This window comes from Cronobacter sp. HA18006, from assembly GCF_011605445.1.
Taxonomy (GTDB): Bacteria; Pseudomonadota; Gammaproteobacteria; order Enterobacterales; family Enterobacteriaceae; genus Cronobacter; species Cronobacter sakazakii.
On record NZ_JAANQB010000021.1, the window covers coordinates 66,437 to 80,759 of the forward strand.

The 14,323-nt window shown below is 57.0% G+C and carries 15 protein-coding genes and 1 pseudogene; 5 read left to right on the plus strand and 11 right to left on the minus strand.

All coding sequences use genetic code 11. The features are described 5' to 3' along the window. Positions 1 to 270: 270 nt before the first annotated feature. The 4 genes and pseudogenes from G9X48_RS12450 (at position 271) to mtgA (ending at position 5,269) form a co-directional block, all read left to right on the plus strand. Positions 271 to 1,206, plus strand: a pseudogene (locus G9X48_RS12450) (TIGR01212 family radical SAM protein). Positions 1,207 to 1,317: 111 nt separating this feature from the next. Next, complete coding sequence (gene arcB, locus G9X48_RS12455) at positions 1,318 to 3,657, plus strand: aerobic respiration two-component sensor histidine kinase ArcB (protein WP_097641501.1); 2,340 nt, start codon at positions 1,318 to 1,320, stop codon at positions 3,655 to 3,657. A gap of 236 nt (positions 3,658 to 3,893) precedes the next feature. Beyond that, positions 3,894 to 4,547: an isoprenoid biosynthesis glyoxalase ElbB gene (gene elbB, locus G9X48_RS12460; RefSeq protein ID WP_038879322.1), complete on the plus strand. Its 654-nt coding sequence runs from the start codon at positions 3,894 to 3,896 to the stop codon at positions 4,545 to 4,547. After that, a complete protein-coding gene (mtgA, locus tag G9X48_RS12465) occupies positions 4,544 to 5,269 on the plus strand; it encodes a monofunctional biosynthetic peptidoglycan transglycosylase (RefSeq protein ID WP_007888682.1) in 726 nt (241 codons plus the stop codon). The genes elbB and mtgA overlap by 4 nt, the downstream gene beginning before the upstream one ends. Positions 5,270 to 5,280: 11 nt before the next feature. Here mtgA and npr read toward each other — a convergent pair whose 3' ends face one another. The 11 genes from npr to G9X48_RS12520 all read right to left on the minus strand — a co-directional run bounded on the left by npr (position 5,281) and on the right by G9X48_RS12520 (position 13,272). Beyond that, positions 5,281 to 5,553 (minus strand): PTS phosphocarrier protein NPr, encoded by a 273-nt coding sequence (gene npr / locus G9X48_RS12470; RefSeq protein ID WP_004385097.1) that lies wholly within the window; start codon positions 5,551 to 5,553, stop codon positions 5,281 to 5,283. After that, the gene (gene rapZ, locus G9X48_RS12475) at positions 5,550 to 6,404 is read right to left on the minus strand and encodes an RNase adapter RapZ (protein ID WP_004385096.1); all 855 of its coding nucleotides are present in this window, start codon (positions 6,402 to 6,404) and stop codon (positions 5,550 to 5,552) included. The genes npr and rapZ overlap by 4 nt, the downstream gene beginning before the upstream one ends. 64 nt (positions 6,405 to 6,468) lie before the next feature. After that, a complete protein-coding gene (ptsN, locus tag G9X48_RS12480; protein WP_004385095.1) occupies positions 6,469 to 6,954 on the minus strand; it encodes a PTS IIA-like nitrogen regulatory protein PtsN in 486 nt (161 codons plus the stop codon). An 82-nt stretch (positions 6,955 to 7,036) separates the two neighbouring features. Next, on the minus strand, positions 7,037 to 7,324 hold the full coding sequence (hpf, locus tag G9X48_RS12485) for a ribosome hibernation promoting factor (RefSeq protein ID WP_004385094.1): 288 nt from the start codon (positions 7,322 to 7,324) through the stop codon (positions 7,037 to 7,039). A 22-nt stretch (positions 7,325 to 7,346) separates the two neighbouring features. Further along, positions 7,347 to 8,786 (minus strand): RNA polymerase factor sigma-54, encoded by a 1,440-nt coding sequence (rpoN, locus tag G9X48_RS12490; protein WP_097641499.1) that lies wholly within the window; start codon positions 8,784 to 8,786, stop codon positions 7,347 to 7,349. A 95-nt stretch (positions 8,787 to 8,881) separates the two neighbouring features. Continuing rightward, entirely contained in the window at positions 8,882 to 9,607 is a 726-nt protein-coding gene (gene lptB, locus G9X48_RS12495) for an LPS export ABC transporter ATP-binding protein (protein WP_004385092.1), read from the minus strand. Between the two features lie 6 nt (positions 9,608 to 9,613). Further along, positions 9,614 to 10,171: a lipopolysaccharide ABC transporter substrate-binding protein LptA gene (gene lptA, locus G9X48_RS12500; protein ID WP_004385091.1), complete on the minus strand. Its 558-nt coding sequence runs from the start codon at positions 10,169 to 10,171 to the stop codon at positions 9,614 to 9,616. Next, positions 10,140 to 10,715 carry an LPS export ABC transporter periplasmic protein LptC gene (gene lptC, locus G9X48_RS12505; protein WP_007872827.1) on the minus strand — a complete coding sequence of 192 codons (576 nt, stop codon included), beginning with the start codon at positions 10,713 to 10,715 and terminating at the stop codon, positions 10,140 to 10,142. Before lptC ends, lptA begins: the two co-directional genes overlap by 32 nt. Further along, positions 10,712 to 11,278, minus strand: a complete 567-nt coding sequence (gene kdsC / locus G9X48_RS12510) for a 3-deoxy-manno-octulosonate-8-phosphatase KdsC (protein WP_032988971.1) — start codon at positions 11,276 to 11,278, stop codon at positions 10,712 to 10,714. Before kdsC ends, lptC begins: the two co-directional genes overlap by 4 nt. A gap of 15 nt (positions 11,279 to 11,293) precedes the next feature. After that, on the minus strand, positions 11,294 to 12,280 hold the full coding sequence (gene kdsD / locus G9X48_RS12515; protein WP_007888671.1) for an arabinose-5-phosphate isomerase KdsD: 987 nt from the start codon (positions 12,278 to 12,280) through the stop codon (positions 11,294 to 11,296). Positions 12,281 to 12,294: 14 nt separating this feature from the next. Beyond that, positions 12,295 to 13,272 carry a calcium/sodium antiporter gene (locus G9X48_RS12520; protein WP_097641498.1) on the minus strand — a complete coding sequence of 326 codons (978 nt, stop codon included), beginning with the start codon at positions 13,270 to 13,272 and terminating at the stop codon, positions 12,295 to 12,297. A 233-nt stretch (positions 13,273 to 13,505) separates the two neighbouring features. Here G9X48_RS12520 and mlaF point away from each other — a divergent pair, with 233 nt between their 5' ends. Then, positions 13,506 to 14,321 carry a phospholipid ABC transporter ATP-binding protein MlaF gene (gene mlaF, locus G9X48_RS12525; RefSeq protein WP_007872833.1) on the plus strand — a complete coding sequence of 272 codons (816 nt, stop codon included), beginning with the start codon at positions 13,506 to 13,508 and terminating at the stop codon, positions 14,319 to 14,321. Positions 14,322 to 14,323 lie beyond the last annotated feature (2 nt).

The window sequence follows — 14,323 nt, forward strand, 5'->3', positions numbered from 1 at the left end:
CCGCACTGTTATTAGGTTTTAAAGCAGCATGATCTGTTGTGAAGCGCCTGCAAGCCGCATAAACGCTCTGTTTTTTACGCTCCGTCATATTCCTTAAATAATCGGCACGATCATAAGGAAAAGTAATTAGTGTATTGGTGACTAAAACACCGTTTATGGTGAATGATTATTCATCAGATAAAGGCGGGGCGGGGCGCTTGATCCAGGTCATCGCCGTAAAGAAGTAAAAATGGCAGGCTGTCGCCCTTTCGCCGGGCGGCTTTTCAGATTATGCAGTTACAAAAATTAGTCAATATGTTTGGCGGCGACCTGACGCGTCGCTACGGTCAGAAAGTTCATAAGCTGTCATTGCATGGCGGCTTCAGTTGCCCGAACCGCGACGGCACGCTGGGGCGCGGCGGCTGCACTTTCTGCAATGTCTCGTCGTTCGCCGATGAAACCCAGCAGCATCTCTCCATTCAACAACAGCTGGCGCAGCAGGCCGCGCGAGTCGACCGCGCCCGCCGTTACCTTGCCTATTTTCAGGCCTACACCAGCACCTTTGCGGAAGTTAACGTTTTACGCGCCATGTACCAGCAGGCGATAAGCCAGGCGGATATTGTCGGGCTGTGCGTCGGCACGCGCCCGGACTGCGTGCCGGAGAGCGTGCTGGATCTGCTCGCCGGCTACCGTGAGCAAGGCTATGAAGTCTGGCTGGAGCTGGGGTTGCAAAGCGCGAAGGATAAAACCCTGCACCGGATTAACCGCGGGCACGATTTCGCCTGTTACTAGGAGACGACGCGTCGGGCGCGGGCGCGCGGGCTTCGGGTGTGCACACATCTTATTGTCGGGCTGCCGGGTGAAACCCGTAGCGACGCGCTGGCGTCGCTTGAGCGCGTGGTGGAGACCGGCGTGGATGGCATTAAGCTGCATCCGCTGCATATCGTCGAGGGCAGCATTATGGCGAAAGCCTGGCGAGCCGGGCGGCTTAGCGGCATTGCGCTGGATGACTATACCGTCACGGCGGGTGAGATGATCCGCCATACGCCGCCGGACATCATCTACCATCGCATTTCCGCCAGCGCCCGCCGTCCGACCTTACTCGCGCCGCTGTGGTGCGAGAACCGCTGGACCGGCATGGTCGAGATTGACCGCTATCTCAACCAGCACGGCGCGCAGGGTTCGGCGCTCGGTCGCCCCTGGCTCGGCGCGCCTGACCCCCTCTAAACGCTGTTTTTTCCGTCACTCGCCTGCTCACCCCGCACTTTTTTGCCTGAGTTTCCGCCAGAGGGGCGGATTTAGGTATTATTGAACGGAATATCAGTACAGGAATCCTTTATGAAACAGATCCGCATGCTGGCGCAGTACTACGTCGATTTACTGGTAAAGCTTGGCCTGGTGCGTTTTTCGCTGCTGCTGGCCCTTGCGCTGGTCGTGCTGGCGATGGCGGTGCAAATGGCCGTGACAATGGTGCTGCACGGTCAGGTCGAAAGCATTGACGTCATCCGCTCGATTTTCTTTGGCCTGTTGATCACGCCCTGGGCGGTCTACTTTCTGTCGGTGGTGGTCGAGCAGCTTGAGGAGTCGCGCCAGCGGCTTTCAAAGCTGGTGGATAAGCTCGAAGAGATGCGCGAGCGCGATCTCAAGCTCAACGTGAAGCTTAAAGACAACATCGCCCAGCTTAATCAGGAAATCGCCGACCGTGAAAAAGCGGAAGCCGAGCGCCAGAATATGCTGGAGCAGCTAAAAGTGGAGATGAAAGAGCGCGAGGTCACGCAAATTCAGCTGGAGCAGCAATCCTCTTTTCTGCGCTCGTTTCTCGACGCCTCGCCAGATCTGGTGTTCTACCGTAATGAAGATAAAGAATTTTCCGGCTGCAATCGGGCAATGGAGCTGCTTACCGGTAAAAGCGAAAAACAGCTGATTGGGCTGAAGCCGCATGAGGTCTATGCGCCTGAGGCGGCGGAAAAAGTGCTGGAGACCGATGAAAAAGTCTTCCGCCATAATGTGTCGCTGACTTACGAGCAGTGGCTCGACTACCCGGATGGCCGCAAAGCGTGCTTTGAAATCCGCAAAGTGCCGTATTACGACCGCGTGGGTAAACGCCACGGGCTGATGGGTTTCGGGCGCGATATTACCGAGCGTAAGCGCTATCAGGACGCGCTGGAGCGCGCCAGCCGCGATAAGACGACCTTTATCTCTACCATCAGCCATGAGCTGCGCACGCCGCTTAACGGTATTGTGGGGTTGAGCCGCATTCTGCTGGATACCGAACTCAGCGCAGAGCAGGAAAAATACCTGAAGACCATTCACGTTTCCGCCGTGACGCTTGGCAATATCTTTAACGATATTATCGACATGGATAAAATTGAGCGCCGTAAAGTGCAGCTTGATAACCAGCCCGTCGATTTCACCAGCTTCCTGGCAGACCTGGAAAACCTCTCCGGCCTGCAGGCGCAGCAGAAAGGGCTGCGCTTCGTGATGGAGCCGGTGCGTCCGGTGCCGCATAAAGTGCTGACCGACGGCACGCGCCTGCGGCAGATCCTCTGGAACCTTATCAGCAACGCGGTGAAATTTACCCAACAGGGCCAGGTGACGGTGCGCGTCAGCTATAACGAAAACGAGCAGCTACGCTTTGAAGTGGAAGATTCCGGCATCGGTATTCCGCAGGAGGAGCAGGACAAGATTTTCGCCATGTATTACCAGGTGAAAGACAGCCAGGGCGGCAAACCGGCGACGGGCACAGGGATTGGGCTTGCGGTGTCGCGCCGTCTCGCAAAAAGCATGGGCGGCGATATCACGGTATCCAGCAAACCGGGGCAGGGCTCGACGTTCGTTCTGACGGTGCAGGCACCGCGCGTAGCGGAAGAAGTAGAAGATACGCTCAACGACGACGAGATGCCGCTGCCCGCGCTGCATGTGTTGCTGGTGGAAGATATTGAGCTCAACGTTATCGTGGCAACATCGGTGCTGGAAAAACTGGGTTGCAGCGTCGAGGTGGCCATGACCGGCAAAGCGGCGCTGGAGATGTTCAGCCCCGGCGAGTTTGATCTGGTGCTGCTGGATATCCAGTTGCCGGACATGACCGGGCTTGATATCTCTCGCGAACTGAACCGCCGTTATACCCGCGACGCGCTGCCGCCGCTGGTGGCGCTGACCGCCAACGTACTCAAAGATAAAAAAGAGTATCTGGAAGCGGGGATGGACGACGTGCTGAGCAAACCGCTGGCGGTGCCGGCGCTGACCGCGACCATCAAAAAATTCTGGGATACGCAAGCTGACGATGAGGAGCAAGACGTGACGACACGCGATGACAGCAAGCAGCAGGCGCTGCTCGATCTCCCGATGCTGGAGCAGTATCTGGAGCTGGTTGGCCCTAAACTCATCACCGACGGTCTGGCAATGTTTGAAAAAATGATGCCGGGCTACCTGAGCGTGCTGGAATCTAACCTCACCGCGCGCGATCAAAAAGGCATTGTCGAAGAGGGCCATAAAATCAAAGGCGCTGCCGGTGCGGTCGGGCTGCGTCATTTGCAGCAGCTGGCGCAAAAAATTCAGTCGCCCGATCTGCCAGCGTGGTGGGATAACGTTGGGGAATGGATTGAAGAGCTGAAGCAGGAGTGGCAACACGACGTCGGGGCGCTGAAAGCGTGGGTTGCCGGCGCCGGAAAAAAATGACCCCGGCTAAACCGGGGTGCGCGAATACTGCGCCAACACCAGGGAAATCGTGGCCTCGCCATTGATTAATGATGTTGATCTTTTTAACTACGTGGCGCGGCCTGAGTGATCAAGACGCTCGTACATAAGATAGCAAATCTTAAATGATTTGTTATGTGAATCAGTAAAATGTGTGAAGCATAACGTTTAAATAACATTTTACTAAAAGTTTCAACGGCTTAACGTAAGGATAAATCATGAAAAAAATCGGAGTGGTTTTAAGCGGTTGTGGCGTTTATGACGGTTCAGAAATTCATGAGGCGGTGATAACCCTGCTGGCGCTGGCCCGTAATGGCGCGCAGGCTGTCTGCTTTGCGCCTGATAAACCACAAGCGGACGTGATTAATCACGTCACGGGCGAACCGACCGGCGAGACGCGCAATGTGCTGGTGGAAGCAGCCCGTATCGCCCGCGGCAAGATAACGCCGCTGGAACAGGCACGCGCGGAAGAACTCGATGCGCTGGTGGTGCCAGGCGGGTTTGGCGCCGCCAAAAACCTGTGCGATTTCGCCACGCGTGGCAGCGAATGTTCGGTTGATCCGGCGCTTCTGGCGCTGGCACGTGCGATGCACGACGCGGGCAAACCGCTCGGGTTTATCTGTATCGCGCCTGCGATGTTGCCAAAAATTATCGCCGCGCCTTTGCGACTGACTATCGGCACTGATATCGATACTGCCGAGCTGGTGGAAGAGATGGGGGGCGAACATGTGCCGTGCCCGGTGGACGATATTGTGGTCGACGAAGATAACAAAGTGCTGACCACGCCCGCCTATATGCTGGCGGAAAGCATCGACGAGGCGGCGGCAGGCATTGAGAAGCTGGTGGCGCGCCTGGTGGCGATGTGCGAATGAGTAAAGCGCGCGGCTCGCTGTTTGTGCGTCTGCGTCGGCTGGCGCTGCGCGCCATTCTGGCGGTGCTCGGCGTCTGGATCGCGGGCATTCTGCTGTTCAGCGTGATGCCGGTGCCGTTTTCAGCGGTTATGGTCGAGCGGCAGTTCTCCGCGTGGTTGAGCGGCGATTTTGGCTACGTGGCGCACTCCGACTGGGTGAGCATGGATGAGATTTCGCCCTGGATGGGGCTTGCGGTGATCGCGGCGGAAGATCAGACGTTCCCGGAGCACTGGGGCTTTGACGTGGCGGCGATTCAGAAAGCCGTCGCGCATAATGAAAACAGCCGCCGCATTCGCGGGGCGTCCACGCTGTCGCAGCAAACGGCCAAAAACCTGTTTTTATGGGACGGACGCAGCTGGCTGCGAAAAGGGCTGGAGGCGGGCTTAACGCTCGGCATTGAAACCGTCTGGAGCAAGCGCCGCATTCTGACGGTCTATCTGAATATCGCAGAATTCGGCGACGGCGTGTTTGGCGTGGAAGAGGCGTCACAGCGCTATTTCAATAAGCCCGCCAGCCGCCTGTCGGCATCCGAAGCGGCGCTACTGGCGGCGGTGCTGCCTAACCCGCTGCGCTATAAGGCGAGTGCGCCGTCAGGCTACGTGCGTGCGCGTCAGCAGTGGATTTTGCGTCAGATGCGCCAGCTCGGTGGTGAAGGGTTTATGGCGCAGCATAAGCTGCGCTGAGGGCAGGGCAGTCAGTCTTCGTCAAAGCCTGCGTTAAACAGCGCGATGACGGCCGCCAGCGCTTCTTTTTCCTGCGGGCCGGTGGCTTCAATTTCAATATGCCCGCCCTGGGCGGAATCCAGCATCAGTAGCGCGATAACGCTGCTGGCTTCCGCTTCCGTGCCCGCTTCATTACGCAATAACACTTCCGCGTCAAAGCTCTGCACCAGTTCAAACAACTTCATGGCCGGGCGGGCGTGCATCCCGAGCCGGTTGGTGATTTCAACGGTCTGTTTTACGGTCATGATTTGCGTTTTTCCAGCGTGCGATGGCGGGACTGAACGTTCTTGCCGCGCGAGCGGAAGTAATCCGCCAGCTGTTCGGCGATATAAACAGAGCGGTGTTTACCGCCGGTGCAGCCAATCGCGACGGTGAGATAGCTGCGGTTGTTGGTTTCCAGCATCGGCAGCCAGAGTTCCAGGTAGCTGCGGGTCTGGTAGATGAAGTTATGCACTTCGGTATGGCGGTCGAGAAACGCCGCGACGGGCTTATCGAGGCCGGTCATTGGACGCAGTTTCGGGTCCCAGTGCGGGTTCGGCAGGAAACGGACGTCGAAAACGTAATCGGCGTCGATAGGAATGCCGTGTTTAAAGCCGAACGATTCAAACACCATCGTGAGTTCGCGCTCGCGCTTGCCAAGAAGGCGCGTACGCAACATCTCCGCCAGCTCATGCACCGACATTTCCGAGGTATCGACGATCAGATCCGCACGCGAGCGCAGCGGCTCCAGCAGATCGTTCTCTTCATCGATGGCGCTTTCCAGCGAGAGATTTTTGCTGGAGAGCGGATGCAGACGACGCGTATCGCTGTAGCGGCGGATAAGCGTGTTGCGATCGGCGTCGAGGAACAGCAGTTGCGGAGAGAACGCGTCCGGCAGGTTGTTCATCGCCTGCTCAAACACCTCCGGGGATTCCGGCATATTGCGAACATCAATGCTCACCGCGGCGGATATCTGCCTTTCTGAAAGCGTGCGCGCAAGTTCAGGCAGCAGCACGACAGGCAGGTTATCGACGCAGTAGAACCCCATATCTTCCAGTGCACGCAGGGCGACCGATTTCCCTGACCCTGAACGTCCACTGACGATCATCAGAACCATCTGCTGTTTCTCCACACTTCAGACCGGGTAACCGGCGCCTCCTGGATTGTGCCTGTCGGCACGGTCATTCATTCTCTTCACTGGTTTCAGTGATTATCTGGTAGAGCTCTTCATCGCTTTGCGCGGCGCGCAGACGGCGACAAATCGTTTTGTCCGCCAGCCGCTTCGCCACCAGAGAGAGCGTATGCAGATGCGTTTTGGTTTGATCCGCCGGCACCAGCAGCGCAAAAAGTAAATCGACGGGCTGGTTATCAATGGCGTCGAAAGGGATAGGCGTTTCGAGCTGGACGAAAACGCCAACGGCACGCAGCGTATCTTCTTCGAGCTTGCCGTGCGGGATGGCAATGCCATTACCGATGCCGGTACTGCCCATACGCTCACGCGTGAGGATCGCTTCAAAAACGACCTGAGGTGGCAGGCTGAGCTGCTTTGCCGCCAGCTCGCTGATAATTTCCAGGGCGCGCTTTTTGCTCTGGCAGTGTACGCCGCTGCGAGTGCATTCCTGGTTTAATACATTGCTCAATGGCAGAGCCGAATCATTATTCATCATAATTTCACCTAAGCGTTTTCTGGTGCGACGGCTCGCCGCACGGGCCACGAGCCGCCGATGTCCCAGCGAAACGCCCGGACAATTAATGTTGTTTCAGTTTATCTTTGTGTTTAGTGAGCTGCCGCGCCAGTTTATCAATCAAACCGTCAATGGCGGCGTACATATCCTGCCCTTCCGAACTGGCATGCAGCTCCCCGCCGTTCACATGCAGGGTGGCGTCGGCGACCTGCGTCACCTTTTCCACCTTCAGCACAATATAGACCTGATTAATCCTTTCGAAATACTGCTCCAGCTTGGCGAACTTGGTGTTAACGAATTCGCGCAACGCTTCAGTGATTTCGACGTTTTGTCCTGTGATGTTGAGCTGCATAGTGTCTTCCTTATCGGTTGGGTCAGACCAGCTGTTTGCGCTGGTTTGACGGCGGTATGGATAAAGATTCTCGATACTTCGCAACGGTACGGCGGGCCACCATGATCCCCTGTTCTGACAGCATAGATGTTAACTTGCTGTCGCTTAAGGGTTTCGCGGGGTTCTCCGCTGCAATCAACTTTTTCACCAGCGCGCGGATAGCCGTGGACGAGGCTTCGCCGCCGCCCTCGGTGTTCACGTGGCTTGAGAAAAAATACTTTAATTCAAAGATGCCGCGCGGGCTGTGCAGATATTTTTGCGTGGTGACGCGGGAGATGGTCGATTCATGCATCTCGACCGCCTGCGCGATATCCGCCAGCACCATCGGCTTCATATACTCTTCGCCCTGCTCAAAGAACGCCTGTTGCTGTTCGACGATACAGCGGCTGACGCGCAACAGCGTGTCGTTACGACTCTCCAGGCTTTTGATAAGCCATTTAGCTTCCTGGAGGTTGCTGCGGATGAACTGGCTGTCGGATTCATTGCGCGCGCTGCCGGACATGGCAGCGTACTGCTGATTGATTTTAAGCCGGGGAATGCTGTCGGCGTTAAGCTCGACCGTCCAGCGGCCGTTATGCTTGCGCACCAGCACATCGGGAATAACATATTCCGGCTCGCCGGTCTGGATCGACTGGCCGGGGCGCGGATCGAGCGACTGGATCAGATTGACCGCTTCTTTGAGCACATCTTCTTTAAGGCGCGTAACGCGCATCAGGCTGCGGAAATCATGGTTGGCCAGCAGGTCGAGGTGATCGCTGACTATCTGGCGCGCCTGGGCAAGAAAAGGCGTTTCGGCGCTAAACTGCGAGAGCTGGATAAGCAGGCAGTCGCGCAGATCCCGGGCGGCGACGCCGACCGGATCGAAACGCTGAACGCGCTTCAGTACGGCTTCGATCTCTTCGAGGCCGATATCGCCATCGCTGTCGCCCATGCCGTCGAGGATATCCTGCACCGTCACGGTGAGATAGCCAGTATCATCCACCGCGTCGACGATCGCCGTGGCGATGGCGCGATCGGTATCGGAAAACGGCGTCAGCTCCACCTGCCACATCAGGTAATCCTGCAGGCTCTGGGTGGTTTCACCCTGATAAACGGGCAGTTCGTCGTCGATATAGTCGGTGCCGGTGCCTGAAGGCGTACCCGCGGTGTAGATTTCGTCCCAGCTGGCGTCAAGCGGCAGCTCGTCCGGCATCTCTTTTTGCTCCAGCGCTTCGGCGGTGTCCAGCCCTTCGCTGTCCTGCGTTTCCTGAGTGGCAATTTCGTCATGAATGTCGGTTTGTTCAAGCATGGGGTTACTCTCCAGCGCCTGTTGCAGCTCCTGCTGAAGCTCCAGCGTGGACAATTGCAACAAGCGGATGGCCTGCTGCAACTGCGGCGTCATGGCGAGCTGTTGGCTAAGCCTTAGTTGCAAACCTTGCTTCATATTCAGAGCAAAAATCCTCAGGTGTAAACGTCAAAAAGACCTGTGCAGCAGGGCGCGCCGGGTCGCGCGCCGTTTCTGCCTGTTGCCCTACCCTATCAGAGTCTGAACTCTTCCCCAAGGTATACGCGTTTAACCTGTTCGTCCTGCAGGATTTCATCAGGCGTGCCGTGGGCGATAAGGTGGCCCTGGCTTACGATGTAGGCGCGTTCGCAGACGGCCAGCGTTTCACGCACGTTGTGGTCGGTAATCAGCACGCCGAGGCCGCTGTCGCGCAGATGCTCGATAATGCGTTTGATGTCGATAACCGAAATCGGGTCGACACCGGCGAACGGCTCATCCAGCAGGATAAACTTCGGGTTCGCCGCCAGCGCACGGGCGATCTCCACACGGCGACGTTCACCACCGGAGAGCGACTGGCCGAGGCTGTCGCGCAGATGGTCGATGTGAAACTCTTCCATCAGCTCTTTGGCGCGGTCTTCACGCTGCTCGGTGCTGAGATCGTCACGAATTTGCAGGACTGCCATCAGGTTGTCATAGACGCTCAGGCGGCGGAATATCGACGCCTCCTGCGGCAGATAGCCGATACCGCGACGCGCGCGGGCGTGCAGCGGCAACAGACTGATATTTTCATCATCAATGATGATGTCGCCCGCGTCGCGCGGCACGATGCCCACCACCATATAGAATGTCGTGGTTTTACCCGCGCCGTTCGGGCCAAGCAGGCCGACAATCTCGCCTGAATTCACCGTCAGGCTGACATCTTCCACTACGCGGCGGCCTTTGTAGGCTTTCGCCAGGTGTTTCGCAATGAGTGTTGCCATAAGGGTTTAGTTACTCTTGTTCTGGGCGGGCGCCTGAGAGGTGCCGTCTTTATTTTGCAGCTGCGACGGCACCAGTACGGTGGTCACGCGTTTGCCTTTCTCGCTGAACGCCTGCATTTTCTGCTCTTTCACGAGATAAGTGATTTTGTCGCCTTTGATATTGCTGTCGAGCTGCTCAAGATAGGCGTTGCCGGTCAGCACTACAAAGTCGTTTTGCAGCTCATAGTGCATTTTGGCGGCGTGGCCTTTCACCGGCTTGCCGTTGTCCTGCATCTGATAGAACGTGGCCGGATTGCCATAGCCGTCAATCACTTCTTTACCTTTCTCGCCGCCAGGACGCGTCACGACAACTTTATCGGCGTTGATTTTGATCGAACCCTGCGTCACCACGACGTTGCCGGTAAACGTGACCACGTTACCCTGCATGTCCAGAGACTGCTGGTCAGATTCAATGTGAATAGGCTGTTCGGTATCGCCCGTCAGCGCGAACGCCGGGAAGCCTGCCGCCAGCAGCGTACTGGTGAGTACGAGATTAAGGCTGAGTTTGTTTATTCTGGATTTCATAGGAGGTTCTAACCTTTTCAATCAGCTCGGCATTTTTGCTGCGAAGGTTCCCGCGCATTTTCAGGCCGCTGGAATTAAAGCTGGTGCCGTAAAGAGTAACAAGCGTATCAGAGGTAACGTCCTGGGTGACCAGGTTGATCTCCGCCTTGTCGGTCGTAATTTTGCGTAACTGTGAATCGGGCGTCAGCGCGTTCACTTCCACATGACCGGTCAGATAGAGCATCCTATCATTGGTCAGTTTGGCACGATCCGCCTTGACCGACCAGGTCGGCACTTTATTGGTATCGAAGGTTGTCATCACTGGCTGCGTAAACCAGGAGACGCCGTCGTCAGAAAAATATTCGACATGCTGTGCGACCAGGCGGTAGTTGAGCGCGCCTTCCGGGCTATAGACCAGCGTATTCGACTGTTCGCTCTGGTATGTTGGTTCGTTGCTGTTTACCGTCGTCGGGCCGCTTTCATCCTGATCGGCCAGATTAATGCCAATCAGCACCAGCGCGGCCAGCGCCAGCAGGATAATGACCCAGCGTCTGGTCTTACTCATATGGATTGCCCTATGGCCTCATCTAGTTTGCCCTGCGCCAGCAGCAGAAGGTCACACACTTCGCGCACCGCGCCGCGCCCGCCAGCAATACGCGTGACGTAATCGGCTTTCGGCGTGAGCAGCGGATGCGCATCCGCTACCGCGACGCTCAGCCCGACCTGTGCCATCACCGGCCAGTCAATTAAATCATCGCCCACATAGGCGACATTTTCTGGAGAAAGCGCCAGTTTTTCGAGCAGTTGACGGTAAGCGATGAGCTTATCGGACTGCCCCTGGTAAAGATGCGTAATGCCGAGCGTCTCGCAGCGGTCTTCCAGCAGCTTCGCTTTACGACCGGTGATAATCGCGACCTCAATGCCGGACGTCAGCGCGCAGCGAATGCCGTAGCCGTCGCGCACGTTGAAGGCTTTCAGCTCTTCGCCGCTGTTGCCCATGTAAATCAGGCCGTCAGACATTACGCCGTCGACATCCAGAATTAGCAGGCGGATTTGCGCCGCCCGCTCAATGACCTGCGCGCTCACCGGCCCGTAGCAGGTAGAGAGGGCGCCATCAGGGTTACTCATTAAACCTTTCCTTTGTTACACCACGCCTGCGCGCAGTAAATCATGCATATGTATCACACCGCGCAACTGGTCGCCATCAGCCACCATGACGGAAGTAATATGACGCGACTGCATCAGATTCAGCGCATCGACCGCGAGCGTGCCCGGACGCACCCGAATACCGCCGGGCGTCATCACATCAACAATTTTCATCTGGTGCAGATCGCCGCCCATATCAAAGACGCGGCGCAAGTCGCCATCAGTAAAGACGCCTTCGATTTTCATCAGGTCATCGCACACGACGGTCATGCCAAGATTCTTGCGGGTGATTTCCAGAAGCGCGTCGCGCAAAGAGGCCTCTTTGCTGACGTGCGGAATTTCATCGCCCGTGTGCATGATATCGTTAACGCGCAGCAGCAGCTTGCGCCCGAGCGCGCCGCCTGGGTGCGAAAGCGCGAAATCTTCAGCGGTAAAGCCGCGCGCTTTCAGCAGCGCGACGGCGAGCGCGTCGCCCATCACCAGCGTTGCGGTGGTGCTGGACGTCGGCGCGAGACCGAGCGGGCAGGCTTCGTGCGGGACTTTCACGCACAGGTGGATGTCCGCGGCTTTCGCCATGGCGCTCTCCGGACGGCCTGTCATACAGATAAGCTGTACCTGCAGACGTTTGAGCACCGGGATCAGCGCCAGAATTTCGTTGGACTCACCGGAATTGGAAATCGCTATCACGATATCCTGCGCGCTCACCATGCCTAAATCACCGTGGCTCGCCTCGGCCGGATGCACAAAGAATGACGGTGTGCCGGTGCTGGCGAGCGTGGCCGCCATTTTTTTACCGATGTGTCCTGACTTGCCCATGCCCATCACGACCACTTTGCCGCGGCAGTAGAACATGCTTTCGCAGGCGCGGGCAAAATCGGCGTTAATGTATTGATCCAGCTGTTCCAGGCCTGCGCGCTCAATAGTCAGGACCTCTTTCCCGGCCTGTTCAAAGTCAAACCCTGGCGGTAAATCTAGTTGCGACATAATGCGATTCCGATTCATCCAACGAGACGCGGCGACGCCCAGAACAGCATCACCATCCAAACGATAAACCCACATAATAATCCGGCGCCGGTTTTTTTACCGAGATACCGCTCAGGACGCCAGCACAGCATCACGAAAATCACGCTAACCAGCAGCATGACGCCGTAATCGCGCGTAAACGCCAGCGGATCGAAATGACCGGGCGCGAGCAGCGCGGGCAGGCCAGGGACGATAGCCAGATTGTAAACATTCGATCCGATAATATTGCCGATGGCGATATCGTCTTCGCCTTTACGCGCGCCCGCGATGGCGGTCGCCAGTTCCGGCAGGCTGGTGCCGATAGCGATGGCGGTCAGGCCAACGGTCAGCTCGCTGATGGCGAAACCCTGAGCCAGTACGGTCGCGTTATCCACCACCATACGTGTAGCCATCGGCATAATGATAAGCGCCACGGCAAGCCAGAGAAACGCGACCGAGCGTCCACCTTCGCGCGGCAATTCGGCAAGCTGCTCGCGCGTCAGGCTGTCGTTACCCTGACGCTCCGCACGGCGAGCCAGGCGGATGATAAACCATAAATAGGCGGCGGCGATAAGTAACAGCCAGATACCTTCAGCTCGGGTGAGCATGCCATCCCACAGCACCAGACCGGCCAGGGCGCTCACCAGCAACATGGCGGAGAGCTCACGACGCAGCATGGACGAGTGCACCGCCAGCGGACGCAGCAGCGCCGTTAAACCGGTTATCAGCAGAATATTGGTGATATTCGACCCTATCGCCGTACCGACGGCGAGGCTGGTTTCGCCATGCAGCGCGGCGGCGACAGAAACAATCATTTCAGGCAGAGAGGTACCGATACCGACGACGGTAATGCCAATCAGGAGCGGCGGCACGCCCAGACTGCGGCAGAGTAGCGAGGCGGCGAAAACCAGACGATCGGCGCTATAGACCACCAATAGCAAACCAATAATCAACAGCGCCGTAGCTAAAAGCATGCAAAGTCCTTTCTTCAGGTATAATCGCCGGTCCACTGTGCCTGAGTTGCTGGCCGCGCATACAGATCGTTTATGAACGAAGTAAATTCTTAATTTTGACCAGATGCGGGCCAAAAGTAAAACAAATGCCAGCTTTCGCTAACCTCATATGGGGATATTCTGTAAAAATAGCCCCTTTGCGGTGTCGGCTGGCGCCATTATGAACAACTCTGCGAACCATAAAGGATGCGTTGATGAGCCAGATCGGTGAGACATTGATTGACGTGCGTGGCGTGAGCTTTACGCGCGGCAACCGATCTATTTTTGACAATATCTCGCTTACCGTCCCGCGCGGTAAGGTAACGGCCATTATGGGGCCGTCAGGGATCGGTAAAACCACGCTGCTGCGCCTGATTGGCGGGCAGATTGCGCCTGATCGCGGGGAAATTCTGTTCGACGGCGAAAATATTCCCGCCATGTCCCGCTCGCGGCTTTATGAAGTGCGCAAGCGCATGAGCATGCTGTTTCAGTCCGGTGCGCTGTTTACCGATCTGAATGTGTTTGAAAACGTCGCCTATCCGCTGCGCGAACATACTCGTCTGCCGGAACCGCTGTTGCGCAGCACCGTCATGATGAAGCTTGAAGCCGTGGGGTTAAGAGGGGCCGCGAAACTGATGCCTTCCGAACTCTCTGGCGGTATGGCACGCCGGGCGGCGCTGGCGCGCGCGATTGCGCTGGAGCCGGATCTTATTATGTTCGACGAGCCGTTCGTCGGGCAGGATCCTATCACCATGGGCGTGCTGGTAAAGCTGATTTCCGAGCTGAACAGTGCGCTCGGCGTCACCTGTGTGGTGGTGTCGCATGATGTGCCGGAAGTATTAAGCATCGCGGATTACGCGTATATCGTCGCTGACAAACGGATTGTCGCGCAGGGCAGCGCCCAGGCGCTGCAAGAGAATACCGATCCGCGCGTGCGCCAGTTCCTTGACGGCATCGCCGACGGGCCGGTGCCTTTCCGCTATCCCGCCGGGGATTATCACCACGATCTGATTTCGCCAACAGGGAGTTAGTC